We start from the raw sequence: 16,983 nt of genomic DNA, 5'->3' as shown, positions 1-16,983 counted from the left end.
ACGTAATTAAACAGAATAAACAGGGAAATGTATATGAGTGTAACCAAAATTAAGCAACCATTTTTTTCTGTACATTTATCAAGTTATATTTATCAGGAAAAAATATATTATTTTGAGCTTGTGCTGTGAAAAATTCCCAGTATTCATCCCAATCCTTACTTTTTGCCACTGAGCGTAATTTCAGAATTGAATCTGATCCGTTAATTCCCCACCGGGCACCTGATATTTCCATTCTATCCTTAACTATGTGACTACAGGCCGATTCAACAACACCGGAACCTATTGGATAACCTTTTGATAGATACTGATCATAGTTCATATATTCTTTATGGTTTTTCAAGTAGGTTATTACTTTTAAAAATTTATCATTTTGGACTTTTTCCCACTTTTTGCTCAACATTTCTTTCTGCAACTCCATAATATATGAAGCGACCTTTCCTTGTAGTATGAGCAATAGCTTATTATATACATACTTTCTGCTCTCAGCACTTCCTTCTTTGTGCTTTATATGGGCAATAATCCAAATATATTCCAGAACATGAATAATATCTAAAATAAGAACTTTATTTTCTATATCTTTAAAAACATCTTTAAACAAAGTCCATAAATACAATGCTCCATCCATTACACAAACCAATGGCTTGCCATTGAAGTTTTCACCTTTTACTTCTTCATGGATTTCCTCCATTACTTTTTTCTTGGTTTTCTCAACGCTGGCTATATATCTGATGTTTTGGGCTTTTACTGGTTTATCGGTTTCATTTTTATCTTCTTTGTTATCCGGATATACCAGGTTAGTAGCAACTTCTTTAGCAATTCGGACATTAGCATTAACATCATATTTAACTCCCACCAACGCTTCTTTCTTTTTCTGCTTTTTTTCCTTTACCTTGTCTTACTACGATTTTAGCTGCTTCTGCCTTAATCATCGGTACGCCTTTGCCATCAAAGCTAACTACAACATAATCTTCTTCGCTTTCCAGCTTTGGAAGTCTGTTTTTTAGATCATAATAATCCTCATAACAATCTGAACTTTCACTGGAAATAATTTCCGAAGCTGAAATTGAAAGTTTTACACCAAAAAACTTCGTTAAAAGTTCGGATGTATTTTTATAAGCTCCGTTAATATTCAGTAAATTAGCGAATTCGGATAAAAAATATGAGTAACAACGTACTGGCAGATTTAATACAATATCTAAAGGCACAAAACTTACATCTTCTATATGATAAAGATAGCGAGCCACTTTCATCTTTCCAAAAATTGAAAAATATGACTTTACACTTGTTCTGCCTCTTTTGGCAATTCCTTGTGCGGTTTCTATTATTTTACCATAATTACCTTTATTTTGGATAGCAAAGAACAACTGCATTAAAATAAACCCCAACTTCATCAATTGCTTGAAAATTGATGCTTCCATTTTATGAGCATCCTGATTTCCTTCGTTGAGAACACCAAGCAATATTTGGTTGAACTTTTCTTTGCAACTATCCAAACATTGTTCAATCTCAGAAGAGTGTTTTTTTTGAGCAGCTACAGTGCCTTTGATAACATGTACCATTTTAATCCTCCAATGTTGATTAATTTATTAGAAAATTAATATGGCACGCACCGTATCGAATGTCTATAGCTATTTTATATCATTGCTTAATATTAACTTTAACGGTATGTTCAATTTTGGTTACACTCAATTGATTTTGCAGAACGGGCTTGATTTCATTCTTGTTTGCAAACCCGATTCTCATAAAACCCTTTACCAATGGGTTGAAGAACTTGATGGCCTGCAAGCTGTTGAAACGGTAGTGAAAAAAAGGTAGACAGGCAAAACCCATCATATTTATACCTATCGTTTTGTAAATCAAGTCCCTTTGCGTGATGGTAAAGATGCTCAGATGGTCAATTGGTGTGAACTTACAACAACGCTGCCCGATGGTACTATTATATACAAGAACGCTTTTGCAACCAATTTCAAAATTTCAAAGAACAATGTAAAGCAGATTGTAGCAGATGGTCGGGCTCGCTGGAAAATTGAAAACGAAAACAATAACATACTAAAAAACAGAAGATATCATCTTGCACACAACTTTGGTCATGGAAAGAAGTATTTATCTCAACTTATGATGACACTGAATCTTTTGACCTTCTTGTTTCATACCGTTCTTGAAATGATGGATAAAAAATATAAACTTATTCGTCGCAACCTTCCAACACGGAAAACCTTTTTCGATGACATACGCGCGTTGACTCGCTATCTTTACTTCGAAAGCTGGGATGCGATGTTAATTTTTATGCTCCATGGCCTCGAACTGGAGGTTCCGGATACAAGTTAATGGTTACTGCAATTCGTAAGTTCGGTTAAAACAAGATGATTTCAGAGCATCAATGGCCTGGTATATGCAAAAAAATGCGGCAAATATGCTGCGTATCGGCCAAAGGTCAAAAAAGTAGTTCTCGGTAAACCAGAAACTTACCATACCCACAAAAAATCTTCTTCTCTTTCTTAAACCCGTTGAAAAATAAATTTTTAATAATACTGCCGATGGCCGTTATTTCTAAAATTAGAATTGCTGTTCGCGATCGCGATTGATTGACAAGGTGTACCACTTGTGGTATATTATGATAAAAATTTGAAAGGGAGAAAAAACAAAATGCCTGCTAAAAATCCACGAATCAATATTGTCCTTGATATGTCTTTATATAAAAACGTGCAATTGCTTGCTGAGAAGGATGGTATGTCTCTTTCCTCAAAAGCTAGAGAACTACTTAAAGAGGCCATGGAAATTCATGAGGATATTTATTTGTCCGATATTGCCGAAGAGAGAGAGAGGACATTTGATATAACCTCAGCTCTGACTCACGAAGAAGTCTGGTCATAATGGCATATAAACTAATTTATCATATTGACGTAAAAAATACCGATTTGCCTAAAATAGACAACAAAAACAAGGTAATGATTAAAAGAGCCATAAAAGAACGCTTGGCTATACATCCGGAAAAATATGGAAGTCCTTTACGGCGAACCCTTAAAGGATATTGGAAATTACGTGTTGGCGACTACCGTGTTATTTTCAAAATATCAGGATATGATATATTCATTTTGGGTATAATGAATCGAAAAAGTGTGTATTCACAAATCAATAAACGCGTAATTGTTCAATAAAAATTTCAGAAATCCGCTATGATCGTAAAACTATGGGTACTTACCTTATCCCCCCCCTTCCTTGCTTCCAGCCTGATTTTATCTTTTCGTATATATCGCGTGTTACATTTTTATAACACTGGTCATGGATCTTTGTATTAAAAATCCTAACCCATCTTTTTGATTTTGATAGGCAAATGCTCAAAATAAGCCTCATTTTTGAATTTTTAAAAATTTAATTTTAATGATTTTAATAGGTTAAAAATAATTAGCTCCAGATTTATCAATGTAGTGCCATATGGACAACTTCAAGTGAAACAACAAATTGAAATAATTGTACTATTAAAAATAAATGGTAACCGTTCACGGTTGCCGGTTTACGGCTGACATTTTTGTCAGAGTTTCTGTTTCCGTTCCCATGGTTGAGCTGTTGTTGAAATTGTGGTGATGGCGGCCGGACTGTAGAGACAAGGCATGCCTTGTCTCTACGGTGTTGCCACTGTTACCATTGATTCCCATATAACCGGTGTTGCCGGCGTTACCGTTCTATTTTCAACCGTAAACCGTGAACGGTTACAATAAATGTAGTGCCATACAATTTCCTGCAACTTTGCTTCTCCAATTGTTCCATAGAACTTAACGATAATAGAATCATTCAGTGTAAAAATCTTATCGTAGCGTACATAGCTCGGTTTTGGCAGATAGCTGGTCACCATAGATTTTACATCAACTCCAACTGCGCATTCTTTTGTCAAAACAGATGTAACAGCTAATCATATAAAATCTCCCCGCCTATCCGGATTCGTCAGCACAAGCACAGAACGTCTCTTCCTGGTAGACAGGTCAGTAAATGGGAAAGGAATGCCTATAATTTCGCTGGGTTTACAGAGCATCCCATACCTCATCTTCCTTGTTATTCCAAATATGATCCATTACAGTTGATTGAGCCTGTTTTAAATAATCCATCTGCATATCTTTTGTTTCATACCTTGTTTTTATAAAAGCTGATAAAATTCAAGGCCTCTCGGGCCAAAGGCTCCGGCAGATGTTGCGCTTCTCGGCAAATTTCTTCGATAATATTCATTATAAAATTCTCCATTTTTTAAGCGAAAAAAAAACTTTGCTTCCATTCCACATGTACTCTCAACGCCAAAATAGTATATTTGCAAGATTTTTTTAAAGCTTTTTCATAGTAGTGCCCATCCATAAATGGTCTTTTTGCCTAATATATGCATTATCCCCCACTGGTACCGTCGGTTAGCTGGAAAAATTGACAGCTGATTACAACAACTTAACTAAAGTCGCTACAATAGCGGCCTGGACTACAAGCATACCGGCTACCCATTTAATGATTTTTGAAGTAACATCGGCTTCCAATACAGCAAGCCGTTCGTCAAGGTATTGCCTGGTGACAAGGCGTTCTTCAACCAATTCGGCAATAATTTTAGTTTGTTCGGCGGCCTGCTCTTCGGTAAAACCAACAGCTTTTAATCTTTTTACATTTTCAAACGTATCAAAAGCAAGTGATGTCATGGCTCACCTCCTATCTATCAAATTATAGCCTTAAAGCATCCTGGTCAACTTTTTTATTGACATCAAAACATGTCATATACAAACGTAGTCACGTTATAGTAAATCCCATGGCCCGGTTTGAGAGCCGGAATGATCACAAGGCGTGCAATCGCTATCAATTCTTCTACAAACTATTATTTCTTTTCGCCTAAAAGCTTCCTAACATCCTTGCTTTCTCCGATAAATCGGGATTTCCATTTCGATGGATGATCGACAACTCCGGCACGAACCATATTCAAATCAATATATGCAATGCATTGAATCAGGTGTAGGTCACTTGATACAGCAGTTGCATAATAACGGTCTTCCCAAAGCGCACCGTTTCGATTCTTTCTTTGGTTGTATTCATGACCGGTTCGACCGGCAACCAACTGAATAGATTTTGGAATGACATCTCGTTCACCACCGTCAAAGACTAAAAGATGGATATGGTTTGAAGTAACCATATAGGTCAATATACGGATTCCATATCGCTTCTTTGCCTCAAACAGCCATTGCAACCATCGGCGTCGATCTCTGGTAAATTTAAACAAAAATTCTTTTTTATGACACCGGTGCGTTATATACCAAACGTGACCTGGAAGGAAATGCCGTTTTGCTCTTGCCATCTGCCCGTGCTCTTTTCCTAAAAGTGCGTTTTTTGCCCTGAAAATGGCCATTTAAGGCCTTATCTGACGCTAAATTTTAACGTTTTATGTATTATCTTAATATGTTACTGCGGCCCGACCCCCATTCCGCCGCAAAATTCTTGACATTGTAGTTATACCTCGTTAATATATTAGTATAACTTATCTGGGTAGGAGAAAATATATGCGTGAAATTATAAAAAAGGCATTTACGATGAAGGTCTTCCCAAAAGGTCAGGTTGTCATTCCCATTGCCTTAAGGAAAAAATATGGCATTGATATTGGAGATCAGATTGATGTAATTCCGGAATCAAATGGAATCCTTTTAAAACCTACAACCAAAAGGATGATTGACAAATCTCTAACTGATCGACTTTTTGGTGTTTTCAACAGATATGCAACTGGAAAACCAGATCTTACCAAAGTAGATATTAAAAAAGCAGTCGAAAAAGGCTTCACTGAAGGTGGTATATAATGATCGCATTATTGGACACAAACGTTATCGTCCGCTTTTTGGTATCAGATCAATCTCCCAAATATAAAAACCTCTATTCGTTTTTTAAATCCCTGGAATATGGAAAAATGAAGGTTGAACTAAAGCTGATCGTTCTGTTTCAGGTTCTTTTTGTTCTAAAAAGCTTCTACAAAGTGCCAAAAGATCAAATTGCAAAGGGTATAACCGATCTTCTCAAATACAAAGGAATTGTCATTAAAAATAAAACGATGATTCGCCGTATGATGGAAATGTGGTACAATAAAAAATTGGATATTGTTGACTGCTATCTGATTGCCATATTGGAAAGTGATTCACAGAATCTACTTTATAGTTACGATCGCGATTTCGACAAGTTCAACATTAACCGAAAGGAGCCTTGATTTATTATCGCCAATTTACTGGTGTTTTTAAATGAATTTGATGATTCCTCAGATAGTATAATACTCCCCAAAAACTGGACAGTTGTTTAAGGTGTAAAATGAGTATATCCTGATCAACAAAAAGGAGGCTCATCAATGGGTAAAATTCGAAAAAATTACAGTGCATCATTCAAAGCTAAAGTAGCGCTTGAAACGGTTAAAAAGGAAAAGACGATTTCTCAACTATCTAGTGAATATGGAGTTCATTCAAATCAAATAAATCAATGGCGAAAGCGTCTATTAGAAGAATTGCCCGATATATTTTCAAAAAAGCGTCAAAAAAAAGAAAAAGACGCTGAAGAATTCCAGGCGGAGCTTTACCAACAAATCGGCCAATTAAAGGTCGAATTGGACTGGCTAAAAAAAAAATCTAACCTTCTCAATTGATATAAAGCGTCAATACATTGAGCCGAATCATTCTTTGATACCGGTAATGCGCCAGTGTGATCTTTTGGGAATAAACAGATCAACCTATTACTATCAATCCTGCAAAGATGAGAGCTATAACCTGGCTCTCATGCGATTGATAGACGAAGAATATACCCGATATCCGTTCTACGGTGTTGAAAAAATGACGGCCGTATTAAAGCGACAAGGGCACACTGTTAATCCTAAACGAATAAGACGTTTGATGCGGCTTATGGGACTTGAAGCTATATATCCAAAACCAAATTTGAGCAAAGCATCAAAAGAGCATAAAATTTATCCATACTTGCTGCGAGGCGTTTCCATTGAGCAAGTTGACCAGGTGTGGTCAACGGATATTACCTATATCCGTTTGAATTCAGGTTTTATCTATCTTGTAGCAGTGATAGACTGGTTTAGTCGGTATGTCCTGAGCTACGAATTTTCAACCACATTGGATAAGGATTTTTGTATAAAAGCCTTACAGGGTGCCTTAAAAATTGCAAAACCTAAGATTTTTAACACGGATCAAGGCAGTCAGTTTACCAGTGATGCCTTTACCGGCGTTTTAAAAAAAGCCGATGTGAAGATCAGCATGGACGGCCGGGGCCGTGCTCTGGATAACATTTTCGTAGAGCGCCTTTGGCGTACCGTGAAATATGAACGTGTTTATCTTCACAATTATGAGACCGTCAGGGAGGCTATTCAAAACATTGGAGAATATTTTGGCTTTTACAATAATGAACGACTCCATCAATCTTTGGATTACCAGACCCCGGCAGAGATATATTTTAAAACTTTTCCAGGGTAATTTCAGAACCACTTTGTATAATTAATTAGAATACCATTAAGTCGTATTGATATTATAAAAAATGTTTCCTGCTGCAAACAAGATAAAAGCGTACTATCCAACACATAATCAGTTGGTAGTAGAGTTTGTTTGAATATTGCATAACGCTAATCAAATATATAGCGTATTTTTAGGATGATTTTTTGAATAGCGTTGCACTTAATTCAACATACTATATGTTTTGGAGGTAAAAAAATGAGAGGAGGAAAACGTGCAGGGGCTGGTCGAAAAAAGAAACCAGACCATTTGAAACGAGAGCTTGTGACAATTAGATTACCACAGTGGATGATTTCACAGCTCAAGAGGAATGGTCAAATTGGTTATTTAATTGAGAGTCAATTGGCGAAAAAAGATTTTTTGAATTTGCCGGATGATTACGAAATTGATAGTTAAGATCGGACAAATTAAAGGAAGTAACAGGCAAGATTTATCAGCAATGGTGATCAATGTGAGGTTGTAAAAATAATATATTTTGGTGAATGCCCTATTCAACGTGCGGCATAAGTTATAAACATATTAATATTGAATTTTAACAGTATGTTAATGAGATACAAAAAAGTTATAAACATTTTATCAATAAGTTATGAACATTTTAGAATGGTATTATTGATTTATTAAATCAATTAGTTAAGTTGTTTATGAACATTTTTATGATAAACAGAAACATATTTTTTTTATTTACTATTATTTTTTTAATTTTCAGGATTATTTATAGCTCAAAAGCGCACCTTAAAAAACCTTGTTTTTTGTCTTGACAATGGGGAGTACCTTAGTCAGCGAAAAATCCTCATCTTTTTTAAGAAGCGAAAAATCAAGAACTTCAGAAAATCGATCAAGACCATATAATATTCTTAATGCAGATCCCCCATAAAAAGCGGCTTTCTCAAAAAATTTTGATCGCCAGAGGCCAAGCAGGGCTATTTCCTGGATAATCTCCTTTAGCGCATTTTCATAGTCATTTATGCTTTTGCAATTATACCGATCAAGCATTATACCTACTGCATCATTCATTTCATTTCCTTCAAAAAATGATAAAAAAGATTTACATTATGTCCATAGAGGCCGCCCAGCTTTTCAACTTTCCCCAGATTCAAATCTGTAAGAGCTTCCATGTCTAATCTCAAATTTTCAGACAGATATTTTTCTATTTGAGATTCATCGGTCATCTTATCCAAAAAATAGAGAATGTCTGAAAGCGCCTTTTCCCTGGTGGCTATTAAGATTGAATGATATTTGTCAACATCACAAAGAGTAATGCCATAAGAGTAAATTGAAGGGTTTATATATCTGTAGGAGAAAATGCCGATGGGTGTATTAAAAGATTTATTTCTTTTGTTTGTCACATTGGTAATTATTTCTACACGTTCAGGAATAAGATCGTAAAAAGAAAGAGCATACTCAAGTGAAATATATGAAGGGCCGTAAATCAGATTAGCAAGTGTTTCCTTTGAATAAGGTTCGCGCGCCAGTTCAGGGCCAAATACGTAAAGCCCTTTTTTGACGCGTATGATTTTACCTTTTTTCAGAAGATCATTTATCTTGATACGTGGATTCTTGTATTTATAAAGCGCATGCTTAATAAAATTATAATCAAATTCTTCAATTAAAGACAAATTTCTCAGGGCGGGGAGCATTACAAATACCTCCAGTATGTTATTATTTTACGAACTTACTGGTTGTACGTCAAGCATTGATTCAGTATATAGACTGTCACATAATTCATTTCACAAGGATAGAGCGAGGAGATAATACTATAGCGTGTCCCGTAAATCTTGATACTCGTAGAAAGCAACTTGTGACGCATGTTTACTGCCAAAAATTTGCATAACCAGTATCAAGACTTCCGAAACGTGCTATAATCGTATATCTCCGACTGATAACGCAGTGAAATTATTTATGTGACGGTCTATAGCGGATACAGCAGAGCCCGGGAACGAGGACGGGTTTATAAAATAATAGGTGTCATTTTTAGCAAAACCAAATACCCGGGCAAAACAGACGTTCCGTATTTCCCCCTGAAAACCAGTGGCGAATAACAATAATATATGTTATCTTAAAAAATTCAACTATAGATTTCGTCCACGTTTTTTAGCGAGGAGGCGACATTTGCCTGAATTTACCCATATAGATAAAGAAGGCCGTGTCAGAATGGTCGATGTTACGGATAAGGAGCATAGCCAGCGCGTTGCCGTTGCGCAGGGAGTGGTTTCTATGAATCCGGAGACATTTGAAAAGATACGCGATCAGTCTGTAAAAAAGGGGAATGTTCTTGAAACGGCCAGGATTGCCGGTATTATGGCCGCAAAAAAGACCAGCGAACTTATACCCATGTGTCATCCCCTGTTAATTTCACATGTTTCGGTCGATTTTTGTCCTGATAAAGCAATAAATTCAATCAGGATAGAAGCTTTGGCGCGGGTTACAGGTCAGACCGGGGTGGAGATGGAGGCCCTGACCGCTGTTTCCGTTGCCGCTTTAACAATTTACGATATGTGTAAATCCTACGACAGAAAGATGACTATTTCCGATATATTACTTCTGGAAAAATCAGGCGGTAAAAGCGGAAAATTTGTCAGACCCACCCCGTAAATAACATGGAATCAGAAAAAATAATTATCAGGGGCGCTAAACAGCACAACCTGAAAAATATTGATGTAGAAATGCCGCGTAACAAGCTGATAGTGGTGACAGGCTTGTCCGGCTCAGGCAAATCAACCCTGGCATTCGACACTCTTTACGCTGAAGGACAGCGCAGGTATGTGGAATCCCTTTCAACTTACGCCCGTCAATTCCTCGAGCGGCTCGACAAGCCGGACGTTGAAATGATAGAGGGGCTCTCTCCGGCAATTGCCATAGAACAGAAAACCGCTAGTCACAACCCCAGATCGACGGTGGGGACGGTTACCGAAATTTACGATTATCTTCGGCTTCTTTTTTCCAGAATCGGTATTCCCCACTGTTATAAATGCGGGATGCCGATTACTTCCCAAACTCTGGATCAGCTTATAGACCGTATAATGTCACTGCCTGAAAGAACCAGGATAATTATTATGGCGCCTTTGGTTTCCGGACGGAAAGGCTCCCATGAAAAGCTTGTTCAACAGCTTAAAAAAGAGGGTTTTGCAAGGGTTCGCATCGATGGAAAAATATTGGAAATCGAAGAGGTAGGTAAGCTGAATAAGAACAAGAAGCATTTTATAGATGTTGTTGTGGATCGCCTTGTTCTAAAAGAAAGTATAATAAACCGCCTGACCGATTCGCTTGAACTGGCCCTGGCCCAATCCGGCGGCCTTGTAACTATAGATGTTCTCAATGCTAAACCGATGCTGTTCAGTGAAAAAGCAGCCTGCATTAAATGCAACATTAGTTACCCGGAATTTACTCCGGCCGCTTTTTCATTTAATTCTCCCCTTGGCGCCTGCCCCAAATGCGACGGCCTCGGCACCACAACGGAATTTGATCCTGATCTTGTCATACCGAATCAGGCTCTTTCTTTAAGAGAGGGTGCCGTAGATTTATGGGCCAACAGGAATTCAGTCCACTTTATCGAATTCCTGGATGCTCTTACCGGCCATTACGGCGTCGATATCTACACGCCTTATAAGGATCTTCCCGATTCTTTTAAAGAGGTACTTCTTTACGGGTCTAAAGATGAACAGATAAGTTTTTACTTTGAACGTAATAATCGTCGTTTCACCTACAAAAAAACATTCGAAGGTATTATACCGCGAATAGAGCGCATATATCTTGAAACGGATTCATATCAATCAAGAGAGGAAGTAAAACGATATATGAATTTTCGGCCCTGCCCTGAATGCGGGGGTGAAAGATTAAACCGGATTTCCAGATCTGTAAAGTTGGCAGACTTTACCATATCGGATATTACTGCGCTTTCAGTGGAAAAAGCTTATTCTTTTTTTAAAAATCTCAGGCTGACAGCCAAACAGGAAGTAATAGCCAGGCGGATTTTAAAAGAAATAATCGAGCGTCTGGGATTTCTGAAAAATGTAGGACTCTCTTATTTGACCCTGGACAGGTCGGCATCGACTCTTTCAGGAGGTGAAAGCCAGAGAATCCGCCTGGCAACCCAGATAGGTTCAAAATTGACCGGGGTCCTTTATGTGCTTGATGAACCAAGCATAGGGCTGCATCAGAGAGATAATCAGAGACTCTTACAAACACTTGCCAGGATGCGCGATCTTGGCAATACGGTTCTTGTCGTGGAGCATGATGAAGAGACAATCCTCGCTGCGGATTATGTCATAGATATGGGACCGGGCGCAGGCATAAAAGGCGGTGAGGTGGTTTTTGCAGGAACTGCTGAAGAGTTGCTGCAGGACGATAATTCATTAACAGGCCGCTATCTTTCAGGAAAACAATTTATAAAAATTCCTGCCGAACGTCGTACCGGCAACGGCCAAAAACTTATAATAAACGGCGCATCAGGTAATAATCTCAAAAATATTGATACTGAATTTCCTCTTGGATGTTTTATTTGTATAACAGGAGTATCAGGTTCAGGCAAATCGACTCTTCTCCTTGAAACTCTTAATAATATTCTTGCCCGGAAACTTTATTACGCAAGGATTCCTGCTGCTCCCCACACTGAAGTTTTCGGCCTTGAACATGTGGACAAAGTTGTCAATATAGATCAGTCTCCCATAGGCAGAACCCCCCGCTCCAACCCTGGAACATATACAGGGGCTTTTACTTTTATAAGGGAACTTTTTTCCAAAACACCAGAGTCAAGAATGCGGGGATACAAGCCCGGACGTTTCAGTTTTAATGTAAAAGGCGGACGGTGCGAAGCATGCAAGGGTGACGGTATTATCAAGATAGAAATGCATTTTTTGCCGGATGTTTATGTTGCCTGCGATGTTTGCCATGGGAAAAGGTATAACCGGGAAACCCTTGAAATCCGGTACAAAGGGAAAAATATTTCCGAAATACTTGATATGACTGTTAACCAGGCATTGAATTTTTTTAAAAGCATAAAGACCATCAGTCTGAAACTTGAAACCCTGGTTGATGTGGGACTTGGATATATACACATCGGCCAGCCTGCCACAACCCTTTCCGGAGGCGAAGCCCAGCGTGTTAAACTATCAAAAGAACTCAGCAAAAGAGGCACCGGCAGAACAGTTTATATTCTTGACGAACCGACAACAGGTCTTCACATAGATGATATAAAAAAGCTTTTAAATGTGCTTAACAGGTTAGTTGAATCAGGAAATACAATTATTGTGATCGAGCACAATCTGGATGTAATTAAAACCGCTGATTATATAATAGATCTTGGCCCCGAAGGCGGTGATGAAGGAGGATATATTGTTGCTTGCGGCACGCCTGAAGATATAGTCATGGTCAATGAATCCTATACCGGGAAGTACTTGAAAAAAGCCTTAGGGTTCGCACAAAAATAAATTAGCAATTTTAAGTGTTGAGGCGCCTGGCTGGCAAGGCGCGAAAGCGTAGGAATATCAAGATATTTCTACGCTTTCGTAACGCAGCCAGGCGGGATGCATCGACGCTTAAAATGTAAAGTTATTTTTGCGCGAGCCCTTAGGGTAAATAAAGGGGTCAGACCTACACATTTGACAAAAATTAGGGGGACGTCCCTCATCCCGTCCCAAATTAAAATGGCTTGACCTATATCAATATTTGGCTTAATTTGGCTTGCATGGTATCTAAATTTATAAGCAGAGAGGTTTCTGATTTTGCTTTTTCCGGTGAATGGCTTGGCGGAGCCATGCTTTTTATCGCCGGCGCTCGCCAGTGTGGAAAAACCTCTCTGACCCGCAAGTTTCTTGATGAAAAAAAGTGTTCTTCCCTTTATTTTAACTTGGACGTTGAAAAAATAAGAAGAAGATACCGTAATGATCCCGATTTTATTATAAAAGAAGCATCCAGGCTTGAAATAAAAAAGCCGTATGTGGTTTTAGATGAAATACATAAGCTGACCAGGTGGAAAAATATTCTGAAAGGGCTTTTCGATGAATTCAATCAAGCCATAAATATAATTGTCACCGGCAGCGCTCGTCTTGATCTTTTCAGAAGGAGCGGGGATTCTCTTGCCGGACGTTATACTCTTGTTAATCTTTTTCCTTTTTCGTTTAGAGAATGGGCACAGATAACAGGCGCTTCATTTCCATGGCTGCATGAAGAAGAAGACTGGAAGGATCCTGCCGCTGCCTTTAGCAAAAAGCTTTCAGGAACATCACCGGTTTTTAAGGATATCGCTGGGGCCTATCTTACATTCGGTCCTTTTCCGGCTCCTCTTATATCAGGATCGATGCAGCGTTCCCGGAAATGGCACAGAGATTATATCTCATTGCTTATAAGGGAAGATTTGAGGGATCTTTCCGGTATTCGTGAACTTGACCGTGTTTCACACCTTGTTGAACTTTTGCCCGATAGAATTGGCTCACCTCTTTCTCTCAGAAGTCTGGCAGGAGATTTGGAAGCCAATCATTCAACAGTAAAAAACTGGCTGCTTGCTTTGCAAAAGCTGTATCTTCTCTGGCCCCTTCGTCCCCATTCCGCCAAATTTCAGCGTACTATCAGAAAAGAGCCCAAGTGGTATTTTTTAAACTGGATTTATGCAGGTAATGAAGGCAGCAGATTTGAAAACATGATTGCAACTTCGTTGTATCGTTTTGTTGTAAGTTTAAGCGACAGGGGCTGGCCTGAAGTCAAACTTCACTACTTAAAGACATATGATAAAAAAGAAATTAATTTCATACTTTTTTTAAATAAAAAACCGATTCTTGCTGTTGAATCCAAAATCATGTCCAAAAATATTCCACCCCAGCTTATACAACTACGGCATAATTATGGCGTGGATTTCCCGATAGTGCAAGTTGTCAACCAGCCTGGAGTTCTGCTAAAAAAAGGACTGAACGAATATATTGCCGGATATGACAGGTTGTTGTTTGTTTTATAAGGGGGTAGGCGGGGACGTCCATAAATAAGTAAATAACGTATCCTATTCAAATTCCGGGGTAGAATTTTATGATATCAATAAATATTATTATAACTTACTGTTTTTATTAATGCTCATAATTTAATTTTTAAGATTAAACAGCGTTTACCCCGAAATTTGAATAGGATACTAAATAACTTTGTTGAAGACTTGAGTTTCTTACTTATGGACGTCTCCTCCCCTCTTCCCCAGTTTCAGAGTGCCGGTGACATTCCAGTTGATAATATATACCAAATATGTATAATAATTATACCATGAGCTTTGAATTTGACCAGAAAAAATCGGATACTAACAAAATCAAGCATGGGATTGATTTTGTTGAGGCTCAAGAGCTTTTGAATGATGTTGATTTATTGGAGATCCCAGCAAAAACAATCGATGAATCGCGCTTCTTGGTCATTGGTAAAATAGGCGAAAAGCACTGGGCTGGGATTACCACTTATCGAAATAATAATATTCGAATTATCTCAGCACGGCGTGCCAGAGATGAGGAGATTGAGCTTTATGAAAGCTGAAGAATTAGATAAAAAGTTTGATGAAGGAAAAAGTATTTTAAAGAATTTTGACTTCTCAAAAGCAAGACGGCTGAACCAGGAGCAAAAAAGGGTTAATGTCGATTTTCCTATATGGATGATTCAGTCTTTAGATAAAGAAGCTAAACGTCTTGGCGTCCCTCGGCAATCCATTATTAAAATTTGGCTGGCGGAGAGATTGAACAAAACAGCCACCATATAGGAGGCAACGGGTGCTACCCATTAAGGGCGAGGAATGTGGGATGTCCAGGGAATTAGGGGGAAGGATCACTGATTATAATTCCAGCGGTTAGGGTTCGCACAAAAATAAGTTAGCAATTTTAAGTGTTGAGGCGCCTGGCTGGCAAGGCACGTAAAGCGTAGGAATATCAAGATATTTCTACGCTTTCGTAACGCAGCCAGGCAGGATGCATCGGAATCTTTCCATCCGGGTTAAAAATTCATTGATTTGACTTCTTTCCCCATACCGGCTTGGCCATGATAATAATTTTTCAATAAAACCCTTGCTTTTTTAAAAGATAAACCATAATTTAACCTTGTGTTTTAAATAAAGCTCTAAGCAGGTCTATGTTGGTATTGAATTGTGAAGCGATTTATTGATCAGGAACTCAAAAAATGGAAAAAAGCCGGGCGCCGAAAACCTCTCATTGTCCGTGGCGCCAGACAGGTCGGAAAAACTTATTCTGTGAGACAGTTCGGGAAAGATTACTTTGAGGCCCTTGCAATTGTGGATCTGGAACGTAATCCGGACTGGCATCGCATTTTTGAGGGCAATCTGCACCCGAAACGTATTTGTGCGGATTTAGAAATCGTGTTGCAGCAGAAGATAGTTTCAGGCAAAACGCTTCTTTTTATTGACGAAATCCAGGCTTGCCCAAGGGCGATTACGGCTCTTCGCTATTTCTATGAGGAATTGCCTGATCTGCATGTGATTGCAGCCGGTTCGCTACTTGAATTTGCCATGAAGAATATTTCTTTTCCGGTAGGCAGAGTACAATTTTCCAGACTTCACCCCTTGTGTTTTGCCGAATATCTTCAGGCAACCGGCAATAATGAAGCTTCAAATATCGTTCTTGGCTCTCCACGAACTGTTTCGCAAACAATTCATGAATTTCTTTGTGAAGAACTCCGCCGGTATTTTTTTGTAGGCGGGATGCCCGAAAGCATACTCGCTTATGTTGAAACCGGGTCAATACGGGAATCTTTCGAGGTGCAGGCGGAGATCTGCGATACCTATCGGCTGGACTTCTCGAAATATAGTCCGCAAGCCGATAAATATTGTCTCAATGCTGTGCTTACAACAGTAGCGCAAAGTGTTGGACAACAGATAAAGTATTCCAGGCTTGCCGATAGTTACTCAAATCCAACTCTGAAAAAAGCCTTTAACTTGCTCTGCCTTGCAAACGTTATCAGGAAAGTCCCTTCGGTTGATCCGTCCGGACTGCCTTTGGGGGCTGCTGCCTCTGCAAAGATTTTTAAAACGCTGATGGTTGATATTGGTCTTATGAGACATCTTACTGGCATGCCGGTAAAGGTTGAATACAGGAAAGCGGATTTGCTCAACATCTATCGCGGAGCTGTGGCGGAACAGTTTGTCGGACAGGAAATGGCATTATCTCAGAAAGAGAATCTTTATTACTGGTCGAGACGGGCAAAGAGCAGTTCGGCAGAAGTGGATTACGTGGCAGTTATTGACGGCAGAATACATCCTGTAGAAGTAAAAAGCGGAGCTTCCGGCAGGTTGAAAAGCCTGCATCTCTTCCTGGAAAAGTATAAAAACTCTCCAAAAGGCATTGTGTTTTCAATGCGGCCTTATGCTGAACCAATAGAAAAAAAAATCGTGTTTATGCCGTTGTATTTTGCCTTTTCAGCTACGCGGGGAAGTAATAGCTGAGTGAAAATTTTACTGCAAGATACTGGACGTTTTCATCGTTTGCATGATACGAAAACAGAAGATAGGAAA

General features: G+C 38.7%; 21 protein-coding genes. 14 read left to right on the top strand and 7 right to left on the bottom strand.

Going from position 1 to position 16,983, the window contains the following annotated elements:
- Window positions 1–49: 49 nt before the first annotated feature.
- Both BuS5_RS17485 and BuS5_RS17480 read right to left on the bottom strand, forming a co-directional pair.
- Window positions 50–853, bottom strand: coding sequence for a hypothetical protein (locus BuS5_RS17485; protein WP_027354276.1), 804 nt, complete (start codon window positions 851–853; stop codon window positions 50–52).
- Window positions 843–1,559, bottom strand: coding sequence for a hypothetical protein (locus BuS5_RS17480; RefSeq protein WP_274427833.1), 717 nt, complete (start codon window positions 1,557–1,559; stop codon window positions 843–845). The genes BuS5_RS17485 and BuS5_RS17480 overlap by 11 nt, the downstream gene beginning before the upstream one ends.
- A gap of 40 nt (window positions 1,560–1,599) precedes the next feature.
- On the opposite strand from BuS5_RS17480, the gene BuS5_RS17475 reads away from it, so the two are divergent.
- The 4 genes from BuS5_RS17475 to BuS5_RS17460 all read left to right on the top strand — a co-directional run bounded on the left by BuS5_RS17475 (window position 1,600) and on the right by BuS5_RS17460 (window position 3,158).
- Entirely contained in the window at window positions 1,600–1,815 is a 216-nt protein-coding gene (locus BuS5_RS17475; protein ID WP_274427832.1) for a hypothetical protein, read from the top strand.
- Between the two features lie 51 nt (window positions 1,816–1,866).
- Window positions 1,867–2,328 (top strand): hypothetical protein, encoded by a 462-nt coding sequence (locus BuS5_RS17470; protein ID WP_274427831.1) that lies wholly within the window; start codon window positions 1,867–1,869, stop codon window positions 2,326–2,328.
- Window positions 2,329–2,604: 276 nt separating this feature from the next.
- Window positions 2,605–2,874 carry an antitoxin, RHH family protein gene (locus BuS5_RS17465; RefSeq protein ID WP_232223076.1) on the top strand — a complete coding sequence of 90 codons (270 nt, stop codon included), beginning with the start codon at window positions 2,605–2,607 and terminating at the stop codon, window positions 2,872–2,874.
- Window positions 2,874–3,158 (top strand): type II toxin-antitoxin system RelE family toxin, encoded by a 285-nt coding sequence (locus BuS5_RS17460; RefSeq protein ID WP_051374879.1) that lies wholly within the window; start codon window positions 2,874–2,876, stop codon window positions 3,156–3,158. Before BuS5_RS17465 ends, BuS5_RS17460 begins: the two co-directional genes overlap by 1 nt.
- 464 nt (window positions 3,159–3,622) lie before the next feature.
- On the opposite strand, the gene BuS5_RS17455 is transcribed toward BuS5_RS17460, so the two are convergent.
- From BuS5_RS17455 to BuS5_RS17445, 3 genes are all read right to left on the bottom strand, one after another.
- On the bottom strand, window positions 3,623–3,853 hold the full coding sequence (locus tag BuS5_RS17455) for a hypothetical protein (protein ID WP_157487416.1): 231 nt from the start codon (window positions 3,851–3,853) through the stop codon (window positions 3,623–3,625).
- A gap of 565 nt (window positions 3,854–4,418) precedes the next feature.
- Window positions 4,419–4,670 (bottom strand): hypothetical protein, encoded by a 252-nt coding sequence (locus BuS5_RS17450; RefSeq protein WP_027354280.1) that lies wholly within the window; start codon window positions 4,668–4,670, stop codon window positions 4,419–4,421.
- Between the two features lie 173 nt (window positions 4,671–4,843).
- Complete coding sequence (locus BuS5_RS17445) at window positions 4,844–5,317, bottom strand: transposase (RefSeq protein ID WP_232223077.1); 474 nt, start codon at window positions 5,315–5,317, stop codon at window positions 4,844–4,846.
- A gap of 202 nt (window positions 5,318–5,519) precedes the next feature.
- On the opposite strand from BuS5_RS17445, the gene BuS5_RS17440 reads away from it, so the two are divergent.
- From BuS5_RS17440 to BuS5_RS17425, 4 genes are all read left to right on the top strand, one after another.
- Window positions 5,520–5,810 carry an AbrB/MazE/SpoVT family DNA-binding domain-containing protein gene (locus BuS5_RS17440; protein WP_035265648.1) on the top strand — a complete coding sequence of 97 codons (291 nt, stop codon included), beginning with the start codon at window positions 5,520–5,522 and terminating at the stop codon, window positions 5,808–5,810.
- Window positions 5,810–6,211, top strand: a complete 402-nt coding sequence (locus BuS5_RS17435; protein WP_027354281.1) for a PIN domain-containing protein — start codon at window positions 5,810–5,812, stop codon at window positions 6,209–6,211. Before BuS5_RS17440 ends, BuS5_RS17435 begins: the two co-directional genes overlap by 1 nt.
- A 135-nt stretch (window positions 6,212–6,346) precedes the next feature.
- Window positions 6,347–7,466 (top strand): IS3 family transposase gene (locus BuS5_RS17430; RefSeq protein WP_245266731.1). Its coding sequence is split into 2 segments (ribosomal slippage): window positions 6,347–6,619 and window positions 6,621–7,466, totalling 1,119 coding nucleotides; the frame shifts between segments, so codons are not numbered across the junction.
- Between the two features lie 234 nt (window positions 7,467–7,700).
- The gene (locus BuS5_RS17425; RefSeq protein WP_274427654.1) at window positions 7,701–7,898 is read left to right on the top strand and encodes a hypothetical protein; all 198 of its coding nucleotides are present in this window, start codon (window positions 7,701–7,703) and stop codon (window positions 7,896–7,898) included.
- Between the two features lie 336 nt (window positions 7,899–8,234).
- Here BuS5_RS17425 and BuS5_RS17420 read toward each other — a convergent pair whose 3' ends face one another.
- Complete coding sequence (locus tag BuS5_RS17420; protein WP_027353684.1) at window positions 8,235–8,516, bottom strand: nucleotidyl transferase AbiEii/AbiGii toxin family protein; 282 nt, start codon at window positions 8,514–8,516, stop codon at window positions 8,235–8,237.
- The gene (locus BuS5_RS17415) at window positions 8,513–9,139 is read right to left on the bottom strand and encodes a type IV toxin-antitoxin system AbiEi family antitoxin domain-containing protein (protein ID WP_027353685.1); all 627 of its coding nucleotides are present in this window, start codon (window positions 9,137–9,139) and stop codon (window positions 8,513–8,515) included. The genes BuS5_RS17420 and BuS5_RS17415 overlap by 4 nt, the downstream gene beginning before the upstream one ends.
- A 472-nt stretch (window positions 9,140–9,611) precedes the next feature.
- Here BuS5_RS17415 and moaC point away from each other — a divergent pair, with 472 nt between their 5' ends.
- From moaC to BuS5_RS17385, 6 genes are all read left to right on the top strand, one after another.
- Window positions 9,612–10,094: a cyclic pyranopterin monophosphate synthase MoaC gene (gene moaC / locus BuS5_RS17410; protein ID WP_027353686.1), complete on the top strand. Its 483-nt coding sequence runs from the start codon at window positions 9,612–9,614 to the stop codon at window positions 10,092–10,094.
- A 5-nt stretch (window positions 10,095–10,099) separates the two neighbouring features.
- On the top strand, window positions 10,100–12,928 hold the full coding sequence (uvrA, locus tag BuS5_RS17405; RefSeq protein WP_027353687.1) for an excinuclease ABC subunit UvrA: 2,829 nt from the start codon (window positions 10,100–10,102) through the stop codon (window positions 12,926–12,928).
- A 257-nt stretch (window positions 12,929–13,185) separates the two neighbouring features.
- Complete coding sequence (locus tag BuS5_RS17400; protein ID WP_157487365.1) at window positions 13,186–14,448, top strand: ATP-binding protein; 1,263 nt, start codon at window positions 13,186–13,188, stop codon at window positions 14,446–14,448.
- Between the two features lie 293 nt (window positions 14,449–14,741).
- Complete coding sequence (locus BuS5_RS17395) at window positions 14,742–15,002, top strand: BrnT family toxin (protein WP_027353689.1); 261 nt, start codon at window positions 14,742–14,744, stop codon at window positions 15,000–15,002.
- A complete protein-coding gene (gene brnA / locus BuS5_RS17390) occupies window positions 14,992–15,222 on the top strand; it encodes a type II toxin-antitoxin system BrnA family antitoxin (protein WP_027353690.1) in 231 nt (76 codons plus the stop codon). Before BuS5_RS17395 ends, brnA begins: the two co-directional genes overlap by 11 nt.
- 381 nt (window positions 15,223–15,603) lie before the next feature.
- The gene (locus tag BuS5_RS17385) at window positions 15,604–16,914 is read left to right on the top strand and encodes an ATP-binding protein (protein WP_035265152.1); all 1,311 of its coding nucleotides are present in this window, start codon (window positions 15,604–15,606) and stop codon (window positions 16,912–16,914) included.
- The last annotated feature ends 69 nt before the right edge of the window (window positions 16,915–16,983 follow it).

Source organism: Desulfosarcina sp. BuS5, from assembly GCF_028752835.1.
Classification (GTDB): Bacteria; Desulfobacterota; Desulfobacteria; order Desulfobacterales; family BuS5; genus BuS5.
This window is presented reverse-complemented; position numbering and strand designations above follow the sequence as displayed.

What these genes read in the sequence shown, in the direction of transcription:
- BuS5_RS17400 (WP_157487365.1), top strand. Translation starts at nt 13,186, where the DNA reads ATGGTATCTAAATTTATAAGCAGAGAGGTTTCTGATTTTGCTTTTTCC.
- BuS5_RS17475 (WP_274427832.1), top strand. Translation starts at nt 1,600, where the DNA reads ATGGCACGCACCGTATCGAATGTCTATAGCTATTTTATATCATTGCTT.
- BuS5_RS17450 (WP_027354280.1), bottom strand. Translation starts at nt 4,670, where the DNA reads ATGACATCACTTGCTTTTGATACGTTTGAAAATGTAAAAAGATTAAAA.
- BuS5_RS17455 (WP_157487416.1), bottom strand. Translation starts at nt 3,853, where the DNA reads ATGGTGACCAGCTATCTGCCAAAACCGAGCTATGTACGCTACGATAAG.
- BuS5_RS17415 (WP_027353685.1), bottom strand. Translation starts at nt 9,139, where the DNA reads ATGCTCCCCGCCCTGAGAAATTTGTCTTTAATTGAAGAATTTGATTAT.
- BuS5_RS17395 (WP_027353689.1), top strand. Translation starts at nt 14,742, where the DNA reads ATGAGCTTTGAATTTGACCAGAAAAAATCGGATACTAACAAAATCAAG.
- BuS5_RS17460 (WP_051374879.1), top strand. Translation starts at nt 2,874, where the DNA reads ATGGCATATAAACTAATTTATCATATTGACGTAAAAAATACCGATTTG.
- BuS5_RS17440 (WP_035265648.1), top strand. Translation starts at nt 5,520, where the DNA reads ATGCGTGAAATTATAAAAAAGGCATTTACGATGAAGGTCTTCCCAAAA.
- BuS5_RS17420 (WP_027353684.1), bottom strand. Translation starts at nt 8,516, where the DNA reads ATGAATGATGCAGTAGGTATAATGCTTGATCGGTATAATTGCAAAAGC.
- BuS5_RS17435 (WP_027354281.1), top strand. Translation starts at nt 5,810, where the DNA reads ATGATCGCATTATTGGACACAAACGTTATCGTCCGCTTTTTGGTATCA.
- brnA (WP_027353690.1), top strand. Translation starts at nt 14,992, where the DNA reads ATGAAAGCTGAAGAATTAGATAAAAAGTTTGATGAAGGAAAAAGTATT.
- uvrA (WP_027353687.1), top strand. Translation starts at nt 10,100, where the DNA reads ATGGAATCAGAAAAAATAATTATCAGGGGCGCTAAACAGCACAACCTG.
- BuS5_RS17425 (WP_274427654.1), top strand. Translation starts at nt 7,701, where the DNA reads ATGAGAGGAGGAAAACGTGCAGGGGCTGGTCGAAAAAAGAAACCAGAC.
- BuS5_RS17445 (WP_232223077.1), bottom strand. Translation starts at nt 5,317, where the DNA reads ATGGCAAGAGCAAAACGGCATTTCCTTCCAGGTCACGTTTGGTATATA.
- BuS5_RS17480 (WP_274427833.1), bottom strand. Translation starts at nt 1,559, where the DNA reads ATGGTACATGTTATCAAAGGCACTGTAGCTGCTCAAAAAAAACACTCT.